Annotated in this window: 15 protein-coding genes; 6 read left to right on the top strand and 9 right to left on the bottom strand. The window is 73.6% G+C overall.

Annotated elements, in window-relative coordinates:
* Positions 1–182: 182 nt before the first annotated feature.
* Positions 183–1,754, bottom strand: a complete 1,572-nt coding sequence (locus tag ACZ6BB_RS23980; RefSeq protein ID WP_471617208.1) for an amidohydrolase — start codon at positions 1,752–1,754, stop codon at positions 183–185.
* Between the two features lie 57 nt (positions 1,755–1,811).
* Entirely contained in the window at positions 1,812–3,305 is a 1,494-nt protein-coding gene (locus ACZ6BB_RS23975) for an APC family permease (RefSeq protein WP_471617207.1), read from the bottom strand.
* A gap of 140 nt (positions 3,306–3,445) precedes the next feature.
* On the opposite strand from ACZ6BB_RS23975, the gene ACZ6BB_RS23970 reads away from it, so the two are divergent.
* Entirely contained in the window at positions 3,446–4,063 is a 618-nt protein-coding gene (locus ACZ6BB_RS23970) for a TetR/AcrR family transcriptional regulator C-terminal domain-containing protein (RefSeq protein WP_471617206.1), read from the top strand.
* Between the two features lie 77 nt (positions 4,064–4,140).
* On the top strand, positions 4,141–6,312 hold the full coding sequence (locus tag ACZ6BB_RS23965; protein ID WP_471617205.1) for a TerD family protein: 2,172 nt from the start codon (positions 4,141–4,143) through the stop codon (positions 6,310–6,312).
* 114 nt (positions 6,313–6,426) lie between these two features.
* On the opposite strand, the gene ACZ6BB_RS23960 is transcribed toward ACZ6BB_RS23965, so the two are convergent.
* Positions 6,427–7,290, bottom strand: coding sequence for a fructosamine kinase family protein (locus ACZ6BB_RS23960; RefSeq protein ID WP_471617204.1), 864 nt, complete (start codon positions 7,288–7,290; stop codon positions 6,427–6,429).
* 895 nt (positions 7,291–8,185) lie between these two features.
* On the opposite strand from ACZ6BB_RS23960, the gene ACZ6BB_RS23955 reads away from it, so the two are divergent.
* The 3 genes from ACZ6BB_RS23955 to ACZ6BB_RS23945 all read left to right on the top strand — a co-directional run bounded on the left by ACZ6BB_RS23955 (position 8,186) and on the right by ACZ6BB_RS23945 (position 14,371).
* Positions 8,186–9,613 (top strand): family 2B encapsulin nanocompartment shell protein, encoded by a 1,428-nt coding sequence (locus tag ACZ6BB_RS23955; RefSeq protein WP_471617203.1) that lies wholly within the window; start codon positions 8,186–8,188, stop codon positions 9,611–9,613.
* On the top strand, positions 9,610–10,674 hold the full coding sequence (locus tag ACZ6BB_RS23950; protein ID WP_471617202.1) for a family 2 encapsulin nanocompartment cargo protein terpene cyclase: 1,065 nt from the start codon (positions 9,610–9,612) through the stop codon (positions 10,672–10,674). The genes ACZ6BB_RS23955 and ACZ6BB_RS23950 overlap by 4 nt, the downstream gene beginning before the upstream one ends.
* Before the next feature lie 103 nt (positions 10,675–10,777).
* Positions 10,778–14,371: a tetratricopeptide repeat protein gene (locus ACZ6BB_RS23945; RefSeq protein WP_471617201.1), complete on the top strand. Its 3,594-nt coding sequence runs from the start codon at positions 10,778–10,780 to the stop codon at positions 14,369–14,371.
* A gap of 61 nt (positions 14,372–14,432) precedes the next feature.
* On the opposite strand, the gene ACZ6BB_RS23940 is transcribed toward ACZ6BB_RS23945, so the two are convergent.
* Positions 14,433–15,398, bottom strand: coding sequence for a peptidoglycan-binding domain-containing protein (locus ACZ6BB_RS23940; RefSeq protein WP_471617200.1), 966 nt, complete (start codon positions 15,396–15,398; stop codon positions 14,433–14,435).
* 213 nt (positions 15,399–15,611) lie between these two features.
* Between ACZ6BB_RS23940 and ACZ6BB_RS23935 the strand changes: the two genes are divergently transcribed.
* Positions 15,612–17,009, top strand: coding sequence for a phospholipase (locus ACZ6BB_RS23935; protein ID WP_471617199.1), 1,398 nt, complete (start codon positions 15,612–15,614; stop codon positions 17,007–17,009).
* Here the strand turns inward: ACZ6BB_RS23935 and ACZ6BB_RS23930 are convergent.
* The 5 genes from ACZ6BB_RS23930 to ACZ6BB_RS23910 all read right to left on the bottom strand — a co-directional run bounded on the left by ACZ6BB_RS23930 (position 16,953) and on the right by ACZ6BB_RS23910 (position 22,252).
* Positions 16,953–17,261 carry a hypothetical protein gene (locus ACZ6BB_RS23930; protein WP_471617198.1) on the bottom strand — a complete coding sequence of 103 codons (309 nt, stop codon included), beginning with the start codon at positions 17,259–17,261 and terminating at the stop codon, positions 16,953–16,955. The two genes, ACZ6BB_RS23935 and ACZ6BB_RS23930, sit on opposite strands and share 57 nt — an antisense overlap.
* Positions 17,262–17,396: 135 nt before the next feature.
* Positions 17,397–18,587, bottom strand: coding sequence for an XdhC family protein (locus tag ACZ6BB_RS23925; protein ID WP_471617197.1), 1,191 nt, complete (start codon positions 18,585–18,587; stop codon positions 17,397–17,399).
* Positions 18,580–20,700: a xanthine dehydrogenase family protein molybdopterin-binding subunit gene (locus tag ACZ6BB_RS23920; RefSeq protein ID WP_471617196.1), complete on the bottom strand. Its 2,121-nt coding sequence runs from the start codon at positions 20,698–20,700 to the stop codon at positions 18,580–18,582. Before ACZ6BB_RS23920 ends, ACZ6BB_RS23925 begins: the two co-directional genes overlap by 8 nt.
* The gene (locus ACZ6BB_RS23915; protein ID WP_471617195.1) at positions 20,697–21,689 is read right to left on the bottom strand and encodes an FAD binding domain-containing protein; all 993 of its coding nucleotides are present in this window, start codon (positions 21,687–21,689) and stop codon (positions 20,697–20,699) included. Before ACZ6BB_RS23915 ends, ACZ6BB_RS23920 begins: the two co-directional genes overlap by 4 nt.
* Positions 21,686–22,252: a (2Fe-2S)-binding protein gene (locus ACZ6BB_RS23910; protein WP_471617194.1), complete on the bottom strand. Its 567-nt coding sequence runs from the start codon at positions 22,250–22,252 to the stop codon at positions 21,686–21,688. The genes ACZ6BB_RS23915 and ACZ6BB_RS23910 overlap by 4 nt, the downstream gene beginning before the upstream one ends.
* Positions 22,253–22,420 lie beyond the last annotated feature (168 nt).

Below are 22,420 nucleotides of genomic sequence, written 5' to 3'. Positions count from 1 at the left end.
AGGACGACGGCCTTCACGCCCGGAGGACGACGGCCTTCGGGCCTGAGAAGCACGGGGCGCAGCCCGCGCTTTTCAGGGGCGCGGGGAACCGCGCGACCAGCCCTCACCGACCCGCACCCGACCCGCACCCGACCCGCGACCGGATCCGCCCCCGCCCCGCCCGACCCCGCCCGCCCCCTCGCTCAGAGCCCCCGGTGCACCACATGCCCGCCCGTCACGGTCAGCAGCACGGGCGCCTCCCCGACCTCGTCGGCCGGCGCCTCCACGGGGTCGACCCCCAGCGCGGTGAGGTCGGCCCGGAAGCCCACGGCGATCCGGCCGGCGACATCGGCCTCCCCCGCGGCCAGCGCCGCGTGACTCGTGCAACCTTCCAGCGCCTGCATCCCGGTGAGCCCCGCCGCGGAGGACGCCGCGCCCCGCGGCTCGCGGGCCGTCGCCAGCACGGCCCGCGCGTCGTAGTGGGCGATGGGCCAGTCCGACCCGAGGGCGACGACCGCGCCCGCGTCCCGCAGATCCCGCAGCCGCCACGCCCGCACCGCGCGTTCCTCACCGAGCCGCAGGGACCACTCGTCGCTCAGGTCGGCCCGCGTGTAGTCCGTGTGCGGGGGCTGCATGGAAGCGATGACCCCCACCTCCGCGAAGCGCGGCACCAGTTCGTCCGGCACCGACTCGATGTGCTCCACCCGGTGTGCGAGCCGCCCGCTCGGTCCCAGGGAGGCGACGGTGTCGAGGACGTGCCGCACGGCGGCGTCCCCGATCGCGTGGGTCGCCGTGCGGACCCCGGCACGGTGCAGTTGCCGTACCGCGTCGCTGTAGGCGGCCGGGTCGGGCCAGAACGCGTCGGTGCCCTGGCCGTGGCAGTCGGGGTGGTCCAGCCAGGCGGTGCCGCCCTCCACGGTGCCGTCCATGAAGAACTTCACGCCGCCGACCTGCCAGTGCCGTCCGCCCCTGCCCTGGAGCCCGACGAGTTCCGCGAGGTCGTCCGCGTCGGCGCCGGGCATGCACCAGGGTGCGAACCGCAGCCGGAGCGGCAGCACCGACTCCTCTGCGACCGCGGCCACCAGGTCGAGGTCGCCGAGATCCATGACATGGGCGCCGGTGAGGCCGGTGGCGGCCATCGCGCCGAGCAGCTCGGCCAGCCGGGCGCGTCGCTCGGCGTAGGAGGGCCGGGGCATGACGGGCTGGAGGAGTTCCATCGCGGCGTGCTCGACGAGGTGGCCGGTGAGCCGTCCGTCGGCGTCGACGACGATGTGCGAGCGCTGCTCGAAGGCGCGCGGCCCGGTGATGCCGGCGGCCTTGAGGGCGGCCTCGCTGACGAGGGCGGAGTGCCCGTCGTACAGGCGCAGGAACGCGGGGGCGCCGTCAAGGACGTCCTCGACGAGGGCGCGGTCGACGCTGCGGCCGCCGAAGACGTTGTGGTCCAGGCCGTGGCCGATCACCCAGCCGTCGAAGCGTTCTCCCGAGGCGAGCGCGGCGCGCAGTCCGTCGAGGTCGCGTACGGCGGTGAGGTCGATGCCGGTGGCCATGTCCAGGCCCCACACGGGGTGGCTGTGGCTGTCCACCAGACCCGGCACCAGCCGGGCGCCGCCCAGGTCCACGATCTCGGTGCCCGGTCCGTGCCAGTCCCGCAGGTCCGTCTCCTCGCCGACGGCGGCGATCAGTCCGTCGCGCACGGCCAGCGCGGTGGCGTGGGGCCGCCGGGGGTCGAGGGTTCGGATTCGGGCGCCGGTGATGACGAGGTCGGCGGTGGGCATGGAGAGGTTCTCCTCCGATGGTGGTGGCGAAGGTGGCGGCGGTCGGCTCGGGCGTGGTCAGGGCCCGGTGTCGGCCGGGGGTTCGGCGGCGAAGTTCGCGTAGACCTCGGGGCGGGCCCGGCGCAGCCACCGGGCGAGGACGAGGCCGATGACGAGGACCGCGGGGACGAGGGCCGCCAGGACGGTGTTGACCGTGGCGGAGGCGCCGGTGAACTGGTCGAGGTGGCTGACGACGAGGGCGATGGCGCCCGCCAGGAGCACCGCCGCGACCACGGGGGCGACGACCGTGCGCAGGACGCCCTCGGAGTGGGTGATCCGCCGGAAGTAGAAGGGCACGGCGAGCGCGGCGAGCAGTTGCAGCAGCATCAGGGCGAGCATCCCGGGGGTGTTCACCCACAGGAGCAGCTGCATGTACGGGTCGGCGCCGGCCGCGGCGAAGGCCAGGACGACGATCGCGCCGAGCACGGTCTGGGCGATGCCCGCGACGTACGGGGAGCGGTGGCGCGGGTGGACGCGGGCCAGGGCCTTGGGCAGGATCCCTTCCTCGGCGAGGGCGAGTCCGTAGCGGTTGATGGCGTTGTGGAAGGCGAGCAGGGAGGCGAGGACGCTGGTGACGATGAGGATCCGCATCAGGTCCGCCGCCCAGGGGCCGACGTAGGTCGTGATGGCGGAGAAGAACAGGGCCGCCGGATTGGTGCCGGCCGCCGCGATGACCTGGGCGTCGCCGAACGCCTGGATCACGGTCCAGACGATGAAGGCGTAGAACAGGCCGAGGAAGCCGATGGCGAGGTAGGTGGCGCGGGGCACCGTGCGGGCCGGCTCGCGGGCCTCGCGGCGGTAGATGACGGTGGACTCGAAGCCGGTGAACGCGGCGAACGCGAAGGCCAGGACGGCCACCATGCCCGGGACCATGACGTTGTCCGGCGCGAAGGAGGCCACGGAGAGGCCGCCGGCGCCGCCCTTGACCAGCACCGCCCCGGCGAGCAGGACGAGGATGCCGGTCTCGGCGACGAGCAGGACTCCGAGGAGTTTGGCGCCGAAGTCGATGGACCGGTATCCGGCCCAGCCGATGAGCACCAGGCCGACGAGGGAGACGGGGAGCCACGGGACGCGCGCGCCGAACAGGGCGTCCGCGGTGTCCCGGGCGGCGGTGCCGAGGAGGCCGTAGACGCCGATCTCCATGCCGTTGTAGCCGACGAGCGCGAGGAGCGCGGCGCCGATGCCGGCCCGGCGGCCGAGGCCCCGGGTGATGTACGCGTAGAAGGCGCCGGCGCTGCGGACGTGGCGGCTCATCGTGGTGAAGCCGACGGCGAAGACGGCGAGCGTGAGGCCGGCGACGAGATAGCCGACCGGAGCGCCGATGCCGCCCATCAGGATGGCGAGCGGGGCCACGCCGGCCATCACCGTGAGCGGGGCGGCGGCCGAGACGACGAAGAAGGCGATGTCGGTGGTGCCGAGCGAGCCGGAGCGCAGGGACGGCGCCGGGGAGTCCGCGCCTGCGGCCGAGGCGACGGTCGCGTCGGGGGCGGTCGCGTCGGGGGTGACGGTCATGGGAAAGCCCTTCTGCTGCGGGCGGGGGCGGGATGGCGGGCCGTGCGGGATGACCTGGACCCGTAAACCTAAAGGCTTTCGGTTTTTGCAATGTAGCCTTCACATGGACCGCTGGGAAGACCTCGGAGGGGACGGACGACATGGGACGGCCGCGCACACCCCTGCTCGACAGGGAGCGCATCACCACCACCGCGCTGGAACTTCTCGCCGCGCAGGGCGAATTCAGCGTTCCGCAGATCGCACGACGGCTCGGGGTGCAGACCGGCTCGGTGTATCACCATGTGGACGGCCGGGACGGCATCGTGGAACTGCTGCGCGAGCGGGTCGCGGAGGGCATCGACGCCGCCGCCCTCGACCTCCGGCCCTGGGACCGCGCCCTGGAGACCTGGGCCCGCTCCTACCGCGCCGCCTTCGCGGCCCACCCCCGGGCCATCCCTCTGCTGACGACCTCGCCGGTACGGGCTCCGCACGTCCTCGAACAGTACGAGCGGGCCGTCACCCTGCTCCTCGACGCGGGCTTCCCCCTCCCGGACGTGATGCCGGTACTGGTCGCGCTGGAGAACGTGGTCCTGGGCTCGGCACTGGACCTCGCCGCCCCCGTGGCCATGTGGGAGATCACCGACGAGTCCGCGGCTCCGCGCCTGGCGCGGGCCCTGGACGCGGTGGGCGACGGCCGCGCGGACGCCGCCTTCGAGTTCGCCCTCGACGGCTTCCTCGCCCACGCACGGAGAAGGCTGGAGGCGGCCGCACAGGTCTGACGGGACCCGTTGCGGGCCGGGCGGCGCACGGCGAAACTCCGGTGCGCCGATTCGCACACCTCTGCGATCATCCCGCAATGACGCAGAGTCTCGCATCGCTGGTCATCCGGCACACCCACCGCCTGCCCGCCCCCGAAGGGTCCGCCGGCGACGGCACCGCGGCCGCGCGGCAGTTCGACGCCGCCCTCATGGGCGTGGGCTTCAAGCTCTCGGCGGAGCTGCTGGAGCGGCTGTCGGGACTGTCCGAGGCGGCCGTCCTGCACACCGCGCGGCGGACGCTGCGGACCGTGCGGGAGATGGTGGGCGACCACGTCCGCCACAACTCCTACTTCATCGACTTCCCGGCGAACGTGCCGGACACCGAGGAGTTCTGGACGCGGTGCGTCGCGCAGGCCCTCGGCGACGAGAAGTCGCGCGAGAACGTGCTGACCCAGCTGGCGAACGGGGTGCTCGACCTGCTGAGCCTGCCCACGTACGGCCGCTACCAGCACACCTACGAGGAGATGCTGGCCTCCCAGGACGAGCTGATCGCCTCGGCCGGCGACCGGGTGACCGTCCTGCACGCCGGCCGGGCCCTGGACGACGAGCTCACCGACCTGTACCTGGCCCTGGCGGGCAGCACCACCCCGCTGGGCGAGGAGCACCTGGCCGACCTCCGGCTGCTCGCGGAGCGGTGCGCGCCCGGCCCCCAGCCCGAGAGGATCCCGGTGCGGGAGAACCGGGCGGTCGTCAACACGGCCCGGCTCGGCGTCGGCGCGGACCTCCTCCTCGACACCGTCACCGACGTGCTGCGGCTGGCCTGCGCGCTGTCCGGCGGTGACGTGACGCTGCAGGAGCCGACCCGGTTCCGGCCGCTCGCGCGTCCGGTGCGCCGGGCCCTGCTCGCGGGCCTGGACGCCGTGGTCGCGGCGAACCCCGCGAAGCTCGCCGACGTGCATGCGCACCGGGAGCCCTTCAAGCGGCTCGGTGAGCGCCTGCACCCGCACGAGTACCCGCGCTGGCCGCACGCCGCCGACGTGTTCGCCGTCGCGCGGGGCGAGAAGGAGGCACGGTCCTTCGGCAGCCGGTTCGAGCAGCTGCTCGACAGGTCCGACGTGCTCGGCGCGGTGAGTCTGCTGGAGTCCGCTCCCGGCAGGCTGTTCCGCGCCCTGGACCTGCTGCTGCGCGCCGCCGCCGACCAGACGGAGCGGGACGCGGTGGTGGACGCCGCGGTGCGGGCGGCGCCCGGGGTCTCCGCCCGGGTCGTGCTGTCGGTGCGCGAGCACCTCCACAACCGCGAGCGGGAGAGCGACCGGCCGCGCATCTTCGTCAACCGCCGGGGCCGCGCCTGGGTGACTCCGGACCTGCGGCCGCCCGTCCCGGCCGCGGACCGCGACCGGCTGATCGACGCGCTCGACGCCGAGATCCGGCGCCGGCTGCCGGTGCCCGGCCGGCTGCTGGTCGACCCCGACGTCGTCGATGTCGCGCTGCCGCTCAGCGGCCGGGCGACCTCGGCCGGGCTCGGGGTGCTGCCGCGCGGGTCGGTCTCGGCGGTCGAGGGCGAACTGCTGCGTTTCTTCGTGTACTGGAAGGAGACCGAGCGGCGGACCGACTACGACCTCTCGGCCCTGCTCCTCCGGGCCGACTACAGCACCGACTCCTGGCTCTCCTACACCTCCCTCACCGCCGTCGGGGGCGAGCACTCGGGCGATGTCACCGAGGCGCCCGACGGGGCCTCGGAGTTCATCAACCTCTCCCTGGACCGGGTGCGCACCCCCTTCGTCGTTCCGCAGGTCAACATCTACGCGGGTGAGGGGTTCGAGGAGGCCGAGGAGTCGTTCTTCGGGTTCATGCTCCGCGACGGCGAGCAGAAGGGCCGGCCCTTCGAGCCGCGCACGGTGCGGATGAAGTCGGAACTGCGCGGAGTGGGCCGGGTGGCGCTGCCGCTGGTGTTCCGGCGCGGGGACGACGGCCGGTGGCGCGCCAAGTGGCTGCACCTGTATCTGAAGGGCATCACGGAGGCCAACCGGGTCGAGGAGAACCAGGTGTCGGTGTCCAAGGTGGTGCGGGCCGTCGTGGAGCGCGAGCAGCTGACGGTGGCGTATCTGATCGACCTGATGTCCGACGGCGACACGGTCGTGGACCTCTGGGACGGCCGGTCGGTCCCGGACGAGCCCGTGACCTACCTCGGTCTCGAACGGCCCGAGGGGCTGCACCCGGACTCCCGGATCATCACCCTCGAAAATCTGCGCGACCTGATCCCGGACTGAGTGCTAGCGTTGGCCGCGGCGAGGCCATGGAGGGGCTTCCTTCTCATTCACTCCAAATGACTCAAGTCCTTCCGCTCTCCTCGCCACCGACGTCGGACCGGGCGGCGCCCGCGCTCATCGCGCGAGCGCCGCCCGTGCCGTTGCCAGGGCCTGTTCCGCGTAGCCGCGGCCGAACAGCACCGCGTGCACCAGCAGCGGGAAGAGCTGGTGCAGGCCGACGCGCTGCCGCCAGCCGTCGGCGAGGGGCGCGGCCCGCTCGTAGCCCTCCAGCACCCGGTCCAGGTGGGGGCAGCCGAAGAGGGCGAGCATCGCCAGGTCGGTCTCGCGGTGGCCGCCGTGCGCGGCCGGGTCGATGAGCCGGGCCCGTCCGTCGGCGCCCCACAGCACGTTGCCGTTCCAGAGATCGCCGTGCAGCCGTGCGGGCGGCTCGGCCGGGCCCGCGAGGGCGGGCAGCCGCGCGCAGACCTCCTCGACGGCAGCGGCCTCGGCCGCGCGGATCGTGCCGTCGTCGACCGCGCGGCGCAGATACGGCAGCACCCGGTGCTCGGCGTACCAGGCCGGCCATGCGGTGCCGGGAACGTTCCGCATGGGGGCGCGCCCGATGTACGCCTCCCGAGGGCCGCCGGGGGGCGGCGCGCCGAAGGAGGGCGCGCCGCAGGCGTGCAGGGCGGCCAGATCGGCGCCGAGACGGGTCGCCGCCGCACCACTCGGTGCCCCCTGTTCCACCCGGCCGATCACCAGCCGGTCCTCGTCGTGGCCGTACACGGCCGGCACGCGGACCGTGTCCGTCGCGGCGAGCCAGCGCAGTCCGGCCGCCTCGGCGCGGGCCGCGCCGGGGCCCTCACCCAGCTTGACCACCACCAGCCGGCCGTCGTCGAGGGTGACCTCGACGAGCGTCCCGGAGAGCCGGCGCTCACCGGTCGCCGAGCGGCCCGTGAGCCGCGCCGCCAGGGCGCCGGGTGCCGTCCGTTCGGTCACGGCGCATCACCTCCGGATCTCGGGTCCTCGGCCGGCCGGCAGCATGCCTACCCTGCCGGCCCCACCATCCTGCACACCTGCCCGGAGACCGGCCGGGGCCGGGTGCGCCGGTCAGGGCCGGGTACGCCGGCCGGGGCACGGTACGCCGGCCGGGTGCGCCTCGTTGGTGCGCGGGGCCTCGGGCGCGCGCCGTTCAGCCGACCGAGGGCGCCCGGCCGGTGAAGGCGCCGAGGATGCCGCGTCGGCGCGCCGAGCGCACGCGTGGCACCGGTGAGCCGTCGGGGAGCGGAGCGCCGGTGCGTCTGGCGAGAGCGCGGCTGCCTGCCGGCCCACGGCCGCGAGCAGGGTGCCGCGCTTGCGCAGAGACCGTCGCCGGGCGGGCGCCGCCGATGAGCAGAGACCACCGCCGGGTCGGCGCCGTTCCGTTCGCGTCGGGTCGCGCGCGCCCTGCACGCCGGTCGCGCGGGACGGACGACCGGCGCGGAAGCACGCGACAGCCGATGGCCCGCCCCGGTCGACGGTTCGCGCATCCCGGGGCCGCGAAGCCGCCCCCTCCGCGCGGTACCCGAGGGGCCGTCCCACCTGCTTGGCTTGGACCTCGACGCGCCGCCCCTCGTACGCGCCGCCACCTCGTCGCCGCACGTGCCGCCTCGCGTCACCGTTCCGGCGTCCACGCCTCGGAATCCGCCCACGACCAAGTCGTCAGCGCGCCGACCGAGTTCCGCGCCACCCCAGTTCCGCGCCACCCCAGTTCCGCGCCACCCCAGTTCCGCGCCATCCGCGTTCCGCCGCCTCAGCGTTCGACGTCACCGGATATTTCTCGTCTCGACAGCACCAGCCGCACGCCCGTGTCCGGGCGCGCCCACGCACATCCGCTCACCCCTCGGGAGGAAATGTGACCGCCCCCGTAAGCTCCTCCGAAAGCGCACCCGAACCCGCCGACGAACACCGGTTCACCAGCCTCAGCACCCGGGCCGCGCGGCAGCTCGCGACGACCACCAAGTCCGAACCGCAGATGCAGGCCATCACCTCGCGGTGGCTGCTCAAGGCCCTGCCGTGGGTGGACGTCAAGGGCGGCACCTACCGGGTCAACCGCCGTCTGCAGCTGCGGATCGGCCGGGGCCGGGTGCAGTTCGACCAGAACGGCGCCGACGACGTCAGGGTCATCCCGGAGACACTCACCGAACTCCCCGCGCTGCGCGGCTACACCGATCTCGCGGCCCTGCGCGAGATCTCCACCCGGTTCCGGGTGCGTGAGGTACGCGCCGGCCAGGTGCTGGTGGACGCCGGCCAGCCGGTGACCGAGGCGTATCTCGTGGTGCACGGCCGGTTCACGCGCTACACCACCGGCAAGTACGGCGAGGAGGAGGTCCTCGGCGTCATCAGCGACGGCGACGGGCTGGGCGACGAGGCGATCGGCCACGTCGACCCGCTGTGGCTCAGCTCGGTGCGGGCCGACACGGCGGGGGTGGTGCTGGCGCTCAACTGGGACGTGCTGACGGCGTTCGTGGAGCGTTCGCCGTCCCTCGCGGCCCAGTTCGCGGCGTTCGCCGAACGGCAGAGCATGCCCATGAACCGCAAGGGCGAGGCCGATGTGCCCCTGGAGGCCGGGCACGTGGGCGAGCTGACCCTGCCGGAAGGCTTCGTCGACTACGACCTCGCGCCACGCGAGTACGAACTCTCCCTCACCCAGACGGTGTTGCGCGTCCACACCCGGGTCGCGGACCTCTACAACCACCCGATGAACCAGACGGAGCAGCAACTGCGCCTGACCATCGAGGAGATCCGTGAGCGCCAGGAGTGGGAGCTGGTCAACAACCGCGAGTTCGGTCTGCTGCACAACATCGACTACGGGCAGCGCGTCAGCACCTTCTCCGGCCCGCCCACCCCGGACGACATGGACGAGCTGCTGTCCATGCGCCGCAGGACCAGGCTCTTCCTGGCCCATCCGAAGGCGATCGCGGCCTTCTTCCGGCAGTGCAACCGGCGCGGACTGGTACCCGGGACCGTGAACGTCGACGGACACGAGGTGCCCGCGTGGCGCGGGGTGCCGCTCTTCCCGTGCAGCAAGATCCCGATCACCCCGGAGCACACCACCAGCATCATCGCGCTGCGCACCGGAGAGAAGGACCAGGGTGTGGTCGGGCTCCACCGGACAGGGCTTCCGGAGGAGTTCGAGCCGTCGCTGAACGTGCGGTTCATGGGCATCGACACCACCGCGATCATGAGCTATCTGGTCACCGCGTACTACTCGTTGGCGGTCCTGGTGCCCGACGCGGCCGGGATCCTGGAGAACGTGCAGGTCGGGTGGACGGCGGAATGAGCGAGCCGTCAGTGGCCGACGCGCCGCCCCGCACCCGGCTGCCGGGGCCGCCGAGTCCGGCCCGTTCGCGGCGGGCACGTGAGGGGGGCGCGGTCCCCGGGCTGCGGCACCGCCCCGCCGTGCCCGCCGATCCGGCCAAGGCCGCGGAGGTCGACCGGAGGCTGGAGGCATGGGCCGAGCGGCTGGACCTGTTCCCGCGGGAGTGGCAGGGGCAGTTCGCGCGCTTCGCACTGGGCCGGGCGATCGTCCTCGCGCATCCGGGCGGCGTCGGCCTCGAACACCTCACCGCCGCCGGGAAGTTGCTGCTCGCCGAGCACCTGGTCGACAACCTGTACTGCGAGGTCGACGAGGGCAAGGGCGGATCGCCGCGCGGCCTCGGGGCCCGGCTGCTGATGGCGCAGTCGGCACTCGACCCGTTGCACAGCACCCCCGAGACGGAGGAGGGGTGGAGGCGCGGCGTACGGGCCGACGGGCCGCTGCGCTCGTACCACCACGCGCTGCGCGACTACGCCGTCCTCGCCACCCCCAGTCAGACCGACCGGCTCGTGCACGATCTCGCCCGACTGCATCTGGGGTATCTCGGCGAGGCCGCCTGGGCCGAGACCGGTCACGTCCCGCAGGTCTGGGAGTACCTGGTGATGCGGCAGTTCAACAACTTCCGGCCCTGTCTGGCGGTCGTCGACGCCGTGGACGGCTGGGAGCTGCCGGCGGCCGTCCACGCCCGGCCCGAGGTCCAGCGGATCACCGCGCTGGCCGGGAACGCGGCCACGATCGTCAACGACCTGTACTCCTTCACCAGGGAGATGGCGAACGACCCCGGCCACCTCAATCTGCCCATGGTGATCGCCGCCAACGAACGGTGCGGGCTGAAGGCGGCCTATCTGGAGGCCGTGGAGATCCACAACCGGATCATGGACTCGTTCGAGGAGGAGTCCGCGGCCCTGTCCGCCACCTCCCCGCTGATCGGGCGCTACGCCACCGGTCTCGCCGCCTGGATGGCCGGCAACCACGAGTGGCACGCCACGCACACCGACCGCTACAGCCTGCCCGACTACTGGTGAGCCCCCGCCCCGAGGCCCGGAATTGCCGCCGCGGTGTTCCGGGCGCACGCTGGAACGAGGAGGGGGTGGCGGACAGCGGGCGCCGGCAGAAGGGCGCGTGGTCATGCCCTCGTTCAAGCATCTCGTCCGGGAGACCGGCCGTGTCGTCCGGGCCTGGCCACCGGCGGGAGCCCGTCGGGGTCGGCGGATCGCGGGACTCCTCAGAGCGGCGCTCAGTGCCAACGCGGCGTTCCTGCCGATCGCCGCCGCACTGATCGCGCTCGCCGTGACGGGCGTGGTCCACGACCTGTCCGGGAAGTGGTCCCTGGCGGAGTGGGTCACGCTCGTCCTGGCCCTGGTCCTCGTCCTGCTGGCGGTCAGCCGCAGGAGGTCACGGCCGGTGCGGATCCTCTCGTTCAAGAACCTGGTCGCCGAGGACGACGTCGGTGAGCTGGACCGGGTGGCGGCGGGCTTCGCCGAGTTGCTGCACAGCGAGATCGAGCGGATCTCGGAGCTGGTCAGACAGGAACCGTTCATCACCCCCGCCGACGTGCTCAATCCGGCCGGGGAGCGCGGCGAGATGGTGCTGCGGTCGTCGACGCGGGTGCCGTTCAAGTCCGGTGTCGCGGCGACCGGGCTGCACGGGGACATCAAGGTGACGGAGATCGGCACGGTCGCCCTCGGACCGCTCCAGCTCCAGGTCGGCACCCTGCTGACGCTCGTGGAACGCACCTTCGGCCGCACGCTCCAGGGTTCGCTGGTGGAGGCCGAAGGGGTCCTGCGGGTCGTCGCCTCCCAGTCCGGGCACGGCGGCCGCACCTGGTCCGCGCAGACGGACATCGTCTCCGGCGACGTACGCCGGGCCAGCGCGTCGCTCGCCCGCGAGCTGGCCCACCGCATCGAACTGGAGCGGCCGGGGGCCGCGGAGTCGGGGGCGGACGTCGACAGTTTCCAGCGTCTGGTGGACGGTCTGGAGAGCTATCAGCGCTTCCAGCGGGAAGGGCTCCTGCATCATCTCGACGCGGCGGAGGAGCACTTCCGCGCGGCCCTCTCGCACAGCCCCGGTTACGCGGCCGCCTATCACAACCTCGGCCTCGTCTACCGGGAGCAGCGCCGGATCCGCACCGACATCGGGCTCCGGGCGTCCACCGTGGTGCGCAGCGCGGCCACCCTGATGTGGCAGAAGGCGGTCGCCCTCGATCCGGCCCTCGCCCCGGCCCGGGTCCAACTCGCCCGGGCGGCCCTCGAACAGGCGGAGCATCCGGACGTCGACGCGGCGAAACGCGCCGAACTCCTCGACCAGGCCGCCCAGTCGGCCCGTAGTGCCCTGCGGCACGCCTGCGGCGGTCATCCCATGGACGGCGCGCTCGCCGCGTACTGGCTCGGGGTGGCGTTGCTGCGGCAGGAGGCGGAGACGGGCCGCACGGCGGAACGGGGCCGGAGGCCGGAGCCGTTGCGCGGGGCGGAGCCGGGCCGGCGGCCCGGGCCGGAGCCGGGAGGCGGGGCGGGAAGCGAGGCGACCCGCGGGGCCGAAGGAAGACGGGCCGACAGCAAGGTCCGGGAAGCCCTTCGTCTCTTCCAGCGCGCCGAGCGGGACCTGATCGACGAACGGGCCCGCCGGCTGGTCGAGGAGGGCGACGAGGCCGCGGTACGGCCGTTGACGGAGCGGATCGCCCATGTGGTCGCCATGCGGTCCGAGTGCTGGTTCCGGCTGGCCAGGGACGCGGACGACCGCCCGGGGCGCCGCGCCCGCGCGAAGGCGGACCGATGCCTGCGTACGGCCATCCGCTGGGCCCCCGACATGGCCGAACTGCACGCGCTGCGGGGCCGCATGCTGCAGCGGCACAACCGTGAGGGCGCGCTCTTCGCCTGTCTGGAGGCGATCCAGCGGGACCCGCAGAACCATCATGTCGCCGTCCGTGACGTCGGCCTGTTCGCGGTGGGTTCGCCGGAGTCCGGGGACACGCACGAGCTGGCCACCGCCCTGTTCACCGTCGCCGCGCACCAGCATCCCGACGACGCCGAGGCCTGGCTCCTGCTGGCCGTCAACCAGATGTTCTGGCGGGGGAACAGGACGGCCGCCCGGGCTCTCGCGGGCATGGCACTGACCCTTGAACCCGGCCGGGAGGACGTGCGCCGGATCGTCGACGCGTACTGGCCGTCGCCCAACGGCTCCGGCGGCGCGGACAGCAGGCCCTTCGTCCTGCGCTGGGCCCGCGCCTGGGTCCATGCCCGGGAGGCGCAGCAGCATTTCGACGAGGTCGGGCTGCGGGAGGCGTTGTCGGAGATCGACTCGCTGCGGGGCTCGCCGGGGGCGTGCGCCTCCGAGGTCTCCCTGGCCGCGCGGGAGATCGGTCTGCTGCACGGGGCGCTCGCCGGTCTGATCCTGCCCTCGGACCGGCAGCGCCGGCACTGGGCGGCGGCGGTCGAGGAGCTGACCCGAGCGGTGCGCGCAGGGCTGCCCGCCGGGCTGGAGAGCCCACCGCAGTGGAACGTCGAGCTGGGTGACGCGCACGCGGCCCTCGGCGACTCCCTGGCCGAGGCGGATCACCGCGGTCCGGCCGGGCCGAGCTACCGGGACGCGGTGGCACAGTACGACCTCGTTCTCGACCGGCCGCCGAAGACGGTCTGTCCTCGGTACCGTTCGGGGCGGCGTGGCCAGGAGCGGCTGACGGTGCTGTCCGCCGAGCCGCCGGACCTGCCCACGCGGGCCCGGGCCCTGGCGGGGCGCGCGGCGGTGTACCTACGGCAGGGGCGGACGAGCGACGCGGTGCGGGACTGCCGGGACGCGTTGAAGCTCGCGCCCCTGTACGCGTATCCCCGCTTCACCCTGGCCCGGCTGTACCGCGACCACCGGGCGCAGTACGACCTCGCCGAGCAGACGCTGTTGCGGTTGATCGAACTGCTCCCGGCCGGGGAGCAGCGGGACCTGGCACGTCTGGAGCTGGCCGTCACTCACCGCGAGCAGGCGGAGACCGCGCAGGGCGACGAGCGCGCGGGGCTGCTGGAGCGGACCCGGGAGGAGTTGGTGGACGCCACGCGGGAGGCCTCGCTGAGCGCGGATCTGGAGGCCCGGATGCACGAGGAGCTGGCCAACGTCCTGGATCTGCTGGGCCGTTCGGACGACGCGGTCGTCGCGCTGCGCTCGATCGGCGGCTCGGTCCGGCAGCCGGGCGCCGGACGGCACCATGAATGGATCGCCCATCTGATCGCCGGGCGTGAGCAGCCGTGGGAGGTGGAACAGGAGCTTCTGGAGGCCCAGGACGCCTGCGCGGCCCGGCTGACGACGTTCCGCGGCACGGACGAGGAGACTCCCCTGCGGGCCGCGCTGGTCATCCTCACGGCACGGCTCGCCATGTTCTACGCGGAGCAGGGCATCCGGCTCGACGAGGCGCGTCTGCTGGCGGAGGGCGCGCTGAAGAGTGCACGCCGGGTGCTGGAGCCGAGCCGGATGGCCGTGTGCGAGGACGCCTGCGGCTGGGTCGCCTTCCGGCAGGGCCGCCTGGACGAGGCCGTCGACCTCCTGGAGGACGCCGTCGAGCACTCCGGCGGCCATGCCCAGCAGTGGGCCCACCTCGCGCAGGCCCTGGAGGCCCGCGACGATCCCGAGGGCACCGACCACGCCCGCGACATCTGGCAGCAGATCGCCGAGCAGTTCCCCCACAGCAAGACGGCGGAACAGGCTCACCGCCATCTCGGCCTGCTCGCACAGGACTGAGCCTCCGCACAGCGCGGTGCCGTCCGGCGCGGGGCGGGCGACGGGCCCGGGGCCCGCGAGGTCAGGGGGAGGGTTCCGAGGTCTCGGATTCGAGCGAGGCGCGGGTCGCCTCGCCGTAGACGCCCGACTCGTCCTCCAGGAGGACGCGGGTCAGCTGGTAGCCGCGGACCGCGCTCTGGACCTCGCGGTCGTAGTCGCCGTCGGCGTCACCGTTGTAGAAGCCCACCTGGTTCAGGCGGAGTTGGAGTTCGGTCACCTCCGCTCCCCGGTCGCCGAGGCCGAGGACGGGCGGCGCCGTGTCGGACGGGGTCGGCGCGGGGGCACCGGTGACGGTGGCGTCGCTGCCGGACGAGGTCCTGCTCGGGGTTCCGGAGCCGGTGGGGGTGGCCCGGCTCTCGGTCGGGGTCGCCTCCGGCGAGGTGGACTCACTCGCGGACGGGGACGCCGAGGACGTCGTACGGGAGGGGGCCACCGACGAAGGGACCGTGCCGGCCGCCGCCTGCGGGAGGTCGGCCCTGATGTCGCCGGGGCCCGAGCCGTCCCGCGAGGGGGCCTCGTACGAGAAGAGGCCGCCGATGACCCCCGCCGTCACGAGGACGGCAGCCGCCGCGACGCCCGCCCCGGCTGCCAGCAGCACCCGTCGCCGCCTGCGGCCGCCCCGGGCGGGGGCGGCGGGAGGCTCGTCACCGGGAAGGGGCTCGTCGTCGTGCAGGAACTCGCCGGCCAGGGGCTCGTCGTCGAGAGGGGGCTCGTCGAACGGGGCGGTCCGCGTGTGGCGCGGCTCGGTGGAGGCGGGCGGCTGCGGTGTGTCGCCGTCCGCCGAAGGGCCCGGCGGCGGTCCGTCCTCGCCGACCTTCACGAACGGCCGAATACGTACCGGGTCGAAGTCCTCCGCGGCCTCCGCCTGCGCGGTACGAATGTCTCGGTGAGCTTCCGACGCGAGCCGGCCGCAGGAGCAGGCCGGGGTGCCGTCCGTCGCCCGGGGCGTACCGCACTGCGGGCAGGCAGGGGCTGTCGGTTCACTCACGCGTGGTCCTCTTCGAACGGATTCCAGAATTCAAACAGGTCTTCTGCACAGAATCCCCAAGACTTGCTTGAATCTCAAACTTTTGTCGGCCAAGTCCCGTGGTGTGCGTGCGAGTTCGGACAGGTCTTCATGCGACAGGGCTGGTGCGCGACCCGGCGCTCGGTGTGTCATGCCTCTGACATCAATCCGGTGTGCCGGAGTGGAAGGAACCCCGTGAGCCTGTCCCGTCCCCATCCCCGTCCCCGTACGCGCCCTCGCGCCCGCGCCCGTGCTCTGGGCACGGTCGCCGCGCTCGCCCTGGGCGTGCCCTTCGCGATGCCGGGGACCGCCACCGCGGCGGCCCCCACGCACTCGGTCTATCTGCAGAACTCCGTGACCGGGCTCAACGCGGCGGACAGCGGCGGTACGGTCGCCGCGCACGATCCCAAGGGCAACGAGGACCACCAGCAGTGGACGCCGGTCGCCGTCGGCGGCGGCCACCAGCTGCGCAACGCCGACGAGCCGGGGATCTGCCTGGGCCGAAACGGCGCCTCGGCGGTGACGGCGGCCTGCGGCGCGGACGGCACCACGTGGACGGTCACCGAGGCGGCGAACAGCACGTACACGATCGGCGTGCCCGGCACGGCGCAGTACCTGACGGGCGTCTCCTCGGACTCCTCCCTCGTACGGATCGGGTCGAACGGGGACCAGGCCCGCTGGTACCTCACGCCGGTCGCCCACGCCACGACGGCCATGCCGTCCCCCGGCACCCGGACCCTCGACCAGGTCTCGTTCCTCACCTCGCACAACGCCTTCGCCAACGGCGCCGACGGGAACTTCGCCTCGTTCCCCGTCAGCCTCTTCCCCAACCAGTCACGAGGCGTCAGCCGTCAACTGGCCGACGGCGTCCGGGGGTTCATGCTCGACGCGTACACCGTCTCGGGTCAGGCCGTCCTGTGCCACAACAGCTGTGACGGGGTCGGCAGCCCGGTACCGCTCGCCACCGACCTGCAGCGCATGGTCGATTTCCTGAAAGCCAACCCGGGCCAGTTCGCCACCGTCTTCCTGGAGGACTACACCTCCTCCGACGTGCTGAAGGCGTCCCTGGCCTCCGTCCGCGGCCTCTCCGACGTGCTGTACCGGCCCGACCAGGAAGGCGTGGCCACGAACGGCTGGCCGACCATGGCCGACCTCGCCGCCCGCGGAAAGCAGTTGCTGGTCTTCAGCGACCGCACCCGCGCGAGCGACACCTCCGCCGGCCAGGCCACCCGGAACACCTTCGGGGTGATGTACCAGCGCGAGTGGACCGTGGAGAACTACTGGTCCATGGGCGGCGGGCTCGGCGGCTCCGACTGGTCCTGCTACAGCCGCTGGGGCACGAGCAGACCCCTCACCACGGACTCGGCCGCCTTCCACCCGCTGTTCGTCATGAACCACTTCCGCGACTACACGATCAGCGGAACCGCCGAGACGGACAACGCCAAGCTGGGCAACCGGGCGCAGAACTTCTGCACCCCGGCCGCCCGCAAGAAGCCCAACTACCTCGCCGTCGACCGCTACGAGCTGGGCTCGCCGTCACCGCTGACGACCGTCGCCAACCTCAACACGTACGTCCTCTCGGCGGGTCAGTAGCCGCCGACCCCACCTGCGGGGCACCGTAGGGATGCCCCGCAGGACGGGCAGATGGCTCCGGGACAGCTTCGCCCGCTCCCCGCCGCCCGCGATCAGGGCGTTGACCGACGCCATCGGGTCACCGCCGGCCGACCGCGCCACCAGCGCGCCGACCACCAGTGGCAGCAGCACCACCGCGAGGGCCGAACCGGTGGCGGTGGCCGTTGCGGTGACGTTGCGGAGGGGGCGCGGGCGCGAGGAGTGCGTGTCCATGAAGACAGTGCACCAGCGAGCGGCGGGACCCGGCATCGGACCGGGTACTCAGTCACCCCGGCCGACGTACTCAGACCCGCGTGCACACGGACCTGGGGATGCCCGGCCCCGTGCGTCCCGCCCGCCCGCGCGTGGTCAGGCCGCCGCCACGGCCCCCCGCTCCCCCGCCTCGCGATGGATCGGCGTCCCCGACCCGGTCAGCGGTACACCCGTGCCGCCGCGGCGGGCCGCGACGATCTCCGCCGCGATGGACAGGGCCGTCTCCTCGGGCGTACGGGCGCCGAGGTCGAGCCCGATCGGGGACCTGAGCCGGGCCAGCTCCCGTTCGGTGAGGCCGGCTTCGCGCAGGCGCCGTTCGCGGTCGGCGTGGGTACGGCGCGAGCCCATCGCCCCCACGAACGCGACCGGCATCCGCAGAGCCGCCGTCAGCAGCGGGATGTCGAACTTGGCGTCGTGGGTGAGCACGCACAGGACCGTACGCCGGTCGGTCCCGGTGCGCCGCAGATGGCGGTGCGGCCAGTCCACCACGATGTCGTCGGCCTCGGGAAAGCGGGCCCGCGTGGCGAAGACGGGACGGGCGTCGCACACGGTGACGTGGTAGCCGAGGAACTTGCCCGCGCGGACCAGCGCCGCCGCGAAGTCGATCGCCCCGAACACGATCATGCGGGGCGGCGGCACCCTCGTCTCCACGAGAAGCGTGAGACCGCCGGGGCAATGCGATCCGTCCGCCGACAGCTCGACGGTGCCCGTGCGTCCGCCGTCCAGCATGGCCCGCGCCTCGGCGGCCGCCGTCCGGTCCAGGTCGGGGTGCCCGCCGAGCCCGCCCTCGTGGCCCGCCTCGGCCGTCCCGTCGTACGCCTCGCCGACGGGCCCGTCCCCGGCCCCGTCGGCCCGTACGAGCAGGGCCTGCCCGAGGAGTTCGGCCGGGCCCCGGACGACGCGGGCGACGGCCGTCGGTTCGTCCCGGGCGGCCGCCGCGAGCGCGGCGCGCAGGACGGCCCGGGCCGGTGACGCGGCGGTGACGGGCGTGACCAGGATGTCGATGACGCCGCCGCAGGTCAGGCCGACGGCGAAGGCGTCCTCGTCGCTGTAGCCGAAGCGCCGCAGCACGGTCTCGCCGTCCGCCAGGGCCTGTCGGCACAACTCGTACACCTCGCCCTCGACACAGCCGCCGGAGACCGAGCCCACGGCCGTGCCCCCGCTGTCGACGGCGAGGGCCGCGCCGGGTCCGCGCGGGGCGCTGCCGCTCACCGCCACGACGGTGGCGACGGCGAAGTCGCGGCCCTCCTCGGCCCACGCGCTCAGCTCGGTGGCCGCGTCAAGCATCCCGGCCCGCCGTCAGGACGCGATCGGGCCTGATGGGCAGATGGCGGTGGCGTACGCCGGTGGCGTGCCAGACCGCGTTGGCCACGGCGGCCGCCGCGCCCACGATGCCGATCTCGCCGATGCCCTTGATGCCGACGGGGTCGTCGGGGTCGAGGTCGTCGACCCAGTCGGCCTCGACGGCGGGCACGTCGGCGTGCGCGGCCACGTGGTAGCCGGCGAGGTCGGCGCCGTAGTGGCCGCCGGACGCCCGGTCGCGTACCGCCTCCTCGTGCAGGGCCATGGAGATGCCCCAGATCATGCCGCCGACGAGCTGGCCTCGGGCGGTGAGCGGGTTGACGATCCGGCCCGCCGCGAAGATGCCGAGCATGCGCCGTACGCGGACCTCGCCGGTGGCGGGGTCCACGGCCACCTCGGCGAACTGGGCGCCGTAGGAGTGGCGTTCCTTCTGGGCGAGGGCGCCGATGGCGGCGGTGGTGTCGGAGCGGACGGTGATGCCCTCCGGCGGGATGTCGGCGCCGAGGGCGAGCCTCTCCCGCACATCGCGGGCGGCGAGGGTGACGGCCCAGGCCCAGGAGCGGGTGCCCATCGAGCCGCCGGCGATCATGGCGGGCCCGAAGTCGCTGTCGCCGATCCGTACCCGGACCTGATCCGGTGCCACCTCCAGCGCGTCGGCGGCCACCAGGGTGAGCGCGGTGCGGGCGCCGGTGCCGATGTCCGCCGCGTTGATCCGCACGGTGAAGGTGCCGTCGGCCTCGGCGGTCACGGCCGCCGTGGACGGCGCGGCGCCCGCGCCGAAGGAGGCGGCGGCCGTGCCGGTGCCGAGCAGCCAGCGGCCGTCCCGGCGCAGGCCCGGGCGCGGGTCGCGGTCGGCCCAGCCGAACCGGCGCGCGCCCTCACGGAAGCAGGCGTGCAGGTTGCGGCCGGCGAACGGCAGCCCGGAGACGGGACCCCGCTCGGGTTCGTTGCGGACCCGCAGCTCGATCGGGTCGATGCCCAGTTTCTCGGCGAGTTCGTCGACCGCCGACTCCAGCGCGAAGGAGCCCGGCGCCTCGCCGGGCGCGCGCATCCAGGTCGGGGTCGGGACGTCGAGCCGTACGATCCTGCTGGCCGTGTGGTGGGCGTCGGCGGCGTACATCACACGGGCGGGGCCCGCGGCCGGCTCGATGAACTCGTGGACGGTCGAGGTGAGGCTCTGCGAGCGGTGCTCCAGGGCGCGCAGCCGTCCGTCGGCGTCGGCACCGAGCCGCACCCGCTGGGCGGTGGGGCTGCGGTAGCCGGCGAGGGAGAACATCTGACGCCGGGTCATGACCACGCGGACCGGGCGCTGCAGGACGGTCGCGGCCATGACGGCGGCGACCTGGTGCGCGCGGACTCCCTTGCTGCCGAAGCCGCCGCCGACGTGCTCGGAGCGGACGCGCACCGAGGCCGGGTCGAGGGAGAACAGGTTGGCCAGTTCGCCCGCGACCCACATGGTGCCCTGGTTGGAGTCGAGGACGTCGAGCCGGCCGCCGTCCCAGCGGGCCGTCACCGCGTGCGGCTCCATCGGGTTGTGGTGTTCCTCGGGGGTGGAGTACTCGGCGTCCACGACGACGGCGGAGGCGGCGAGTTCGGCCTCAAGGTCGCCCTTCTCGATCACCGCGGGCCCGAAGGCGTCCAGCGCGTACGCGTCCGGGTCCCCGGCGGTGAAGGCGATGTCGTGCGTCTGCTGTTCGTAGTGCACGACCAGCGCCTCCGCGGCCTCCCTGGCCTGCTCGGAGGTCTCGGCGACGACCAGCGCCACCGGCCAGCCCCGGTGCGGCACCCGGTCGTGCTGGAAGACGGCGGTGGTGGGGTCGGGCTTCGTCCCCATGAGACCCGCGTAGTCGGTGTCGACGCGCGGGGCGTTCTCATGGGTCAGGACGGCGAGCACGCCGGGCATCCCGAGCGCGTCGGCGGTCTCGATCGCGCGGATCCGGCCGCGGGCCACCGTGGACAGCGCGAGCCAGCCGTGGACGAGTCCCGTGAAGGGGATCTCCCCGGCGTAGCGGGCGGCGCCGGTGACCTTGTCGCGGCCCTCGATGCGGGTGTGCGCGGTGCCGACGGCGCCCTGGCGCGCCGTGGGGGCGGTGGTCATCGGGTGGCCTCCTCGGCCAGTTCGGACAGGACGGCCACGACGAGGTTGCGCATGAGGGTCACCTTGTATCCGTTGTGCGGCAGCGGCTCGGCGGCGGCCAGTTCGGCGTCGGCGGCGGCCGCGAAGGTCTGTGCGTCGGCCGGGGCACCGGTCAGCGCGCGCTCCGCCGCGTGGGCCCGCCACGGCCGGGACGCGACCGCCCCGAAGGCCAGCCGTACCTCGTGCACGAGGCCGTCGCGGACGTCGAGCGCGGCGGCGATCGAACCGATGGCGAAGGCGTACGAGGCGCGTTCGCGGACCTTGCGGTAGCGGGAGTGCGCGGCGACGGGGGCGGGCGGCAGGACGACGCCGGTGATCAGGGCGCCCGGCGGCAGGGCCGTCTCGACGTGCGGGGTGTCGCCCACCGGCAGGTAGAGGTCGGCCAGGGGTGACTCGCCGCGCCCGTCGGCCGTCTCGTAGGTCACCACCGCGTCGAAAGCGGCCAGCGCCACGCCCATGTCGGAGGGATGGGTGGCCACGCAGTGCCCCGACGCGCCGAGGATCGCGTGGTTGTGGTGCTCGCCCTCGATCGCGGGGCAGCCGCTGCCGGGCAGGCGCTTGTTGCAGGGCTGGGTGACGTCGGTGAAGTAGCCGCAGCGGGTGCGCTGCAGGAGGTTGCCGCCGACGGTGGCCATGTTGCGCAGCTGACCGGAGGCGCCGGCCAGCACGGCCTGGGTCAGGGCGGGGTAGCGGCGGCGGATCTCGGGGTGGGCCGCGAGGTCGCTGTTGGTGACGGTCGCGCCGATGCGCAGTCCGCCGTCCTCGGTGGACTCGATCTCGTCGAGGGGGAGTTCACGGACGTCGACGAGCCGGGCGGGCCGCTCGACGCCGGTCTTCATCAGGTCGACGAGGTTGGTGCCGCCGCCGAGGAAACGGGCCTCGGGGTCGGCGCCGAGCAGGGCGACCGCGCCGGAGACGTCGTACGCCCGCTGGTAGTCGAACTCCTTCACGCCACGCTCTCCTCGGTCCTCGCGGTGCTGCCGGCGGCGGCGCGGGCGACGGCCTCGACGATCGACACGTAGGCGCCGCAGCGGCACAGGTTGCCGCTCATCCGCTCGCGGATCTCCTCGGGGCCGAGCGGTGGCGCTCCCGCCTCGGGGCGTACGTCATCGGTGGCGGCGCTGGGCCAGCCCGCCGCGTGTTCCTCGATGACCGCGATGGCCGAACAGATCTGGCCCGGGGTGCAGTAGCCGCACTGGAAGCCGTCGAGGTCGAGGAACGCCTGCTGTACGGGGTGCAGTTCGTCGCCGTCGGCGACGCCCTCGATGGTGGTGATCTCGCGCCCCTCGGCCGCGACGGCCAGTTGCAGGCAGGAGACGGCCCGGCGTCCGTCGACGAGGACGGTGCAGGCGCCGCACTGTCCCTGGTCACAGCCCTTCTTGGTGCCGGTCATGTCGAGCCGCTCGCGCAGGGCGTCGAGCAGGGTGGTGCGGTGGTCGACGGAGAGCGTGTGCTTCTCGCCGTTGACGTTCAGGGTGATGGCGCTGTACGTCGAGGAGGTGGCTGGGGACATGATCAGCCTTCTTTCGCGTATCCGGAGCATGTCGAAGAGACTCGCTCCGGCCGGCGGTCTGGTCAGGTATGTGGACAGCAGAGGTTGCCTTCGCCGGCCGGGCCGACGCTACGATGACACAACCGGACAGCTGTCCCCTCCGGAAAACCTAATGGACACCTGTCCGCT

This window comes from Streptomyces sp. NPDC041108 (assembly GCF_055592645.1).
This window is presented reverse-complemented; position numbering and strand designations above follow the sequence as displayed.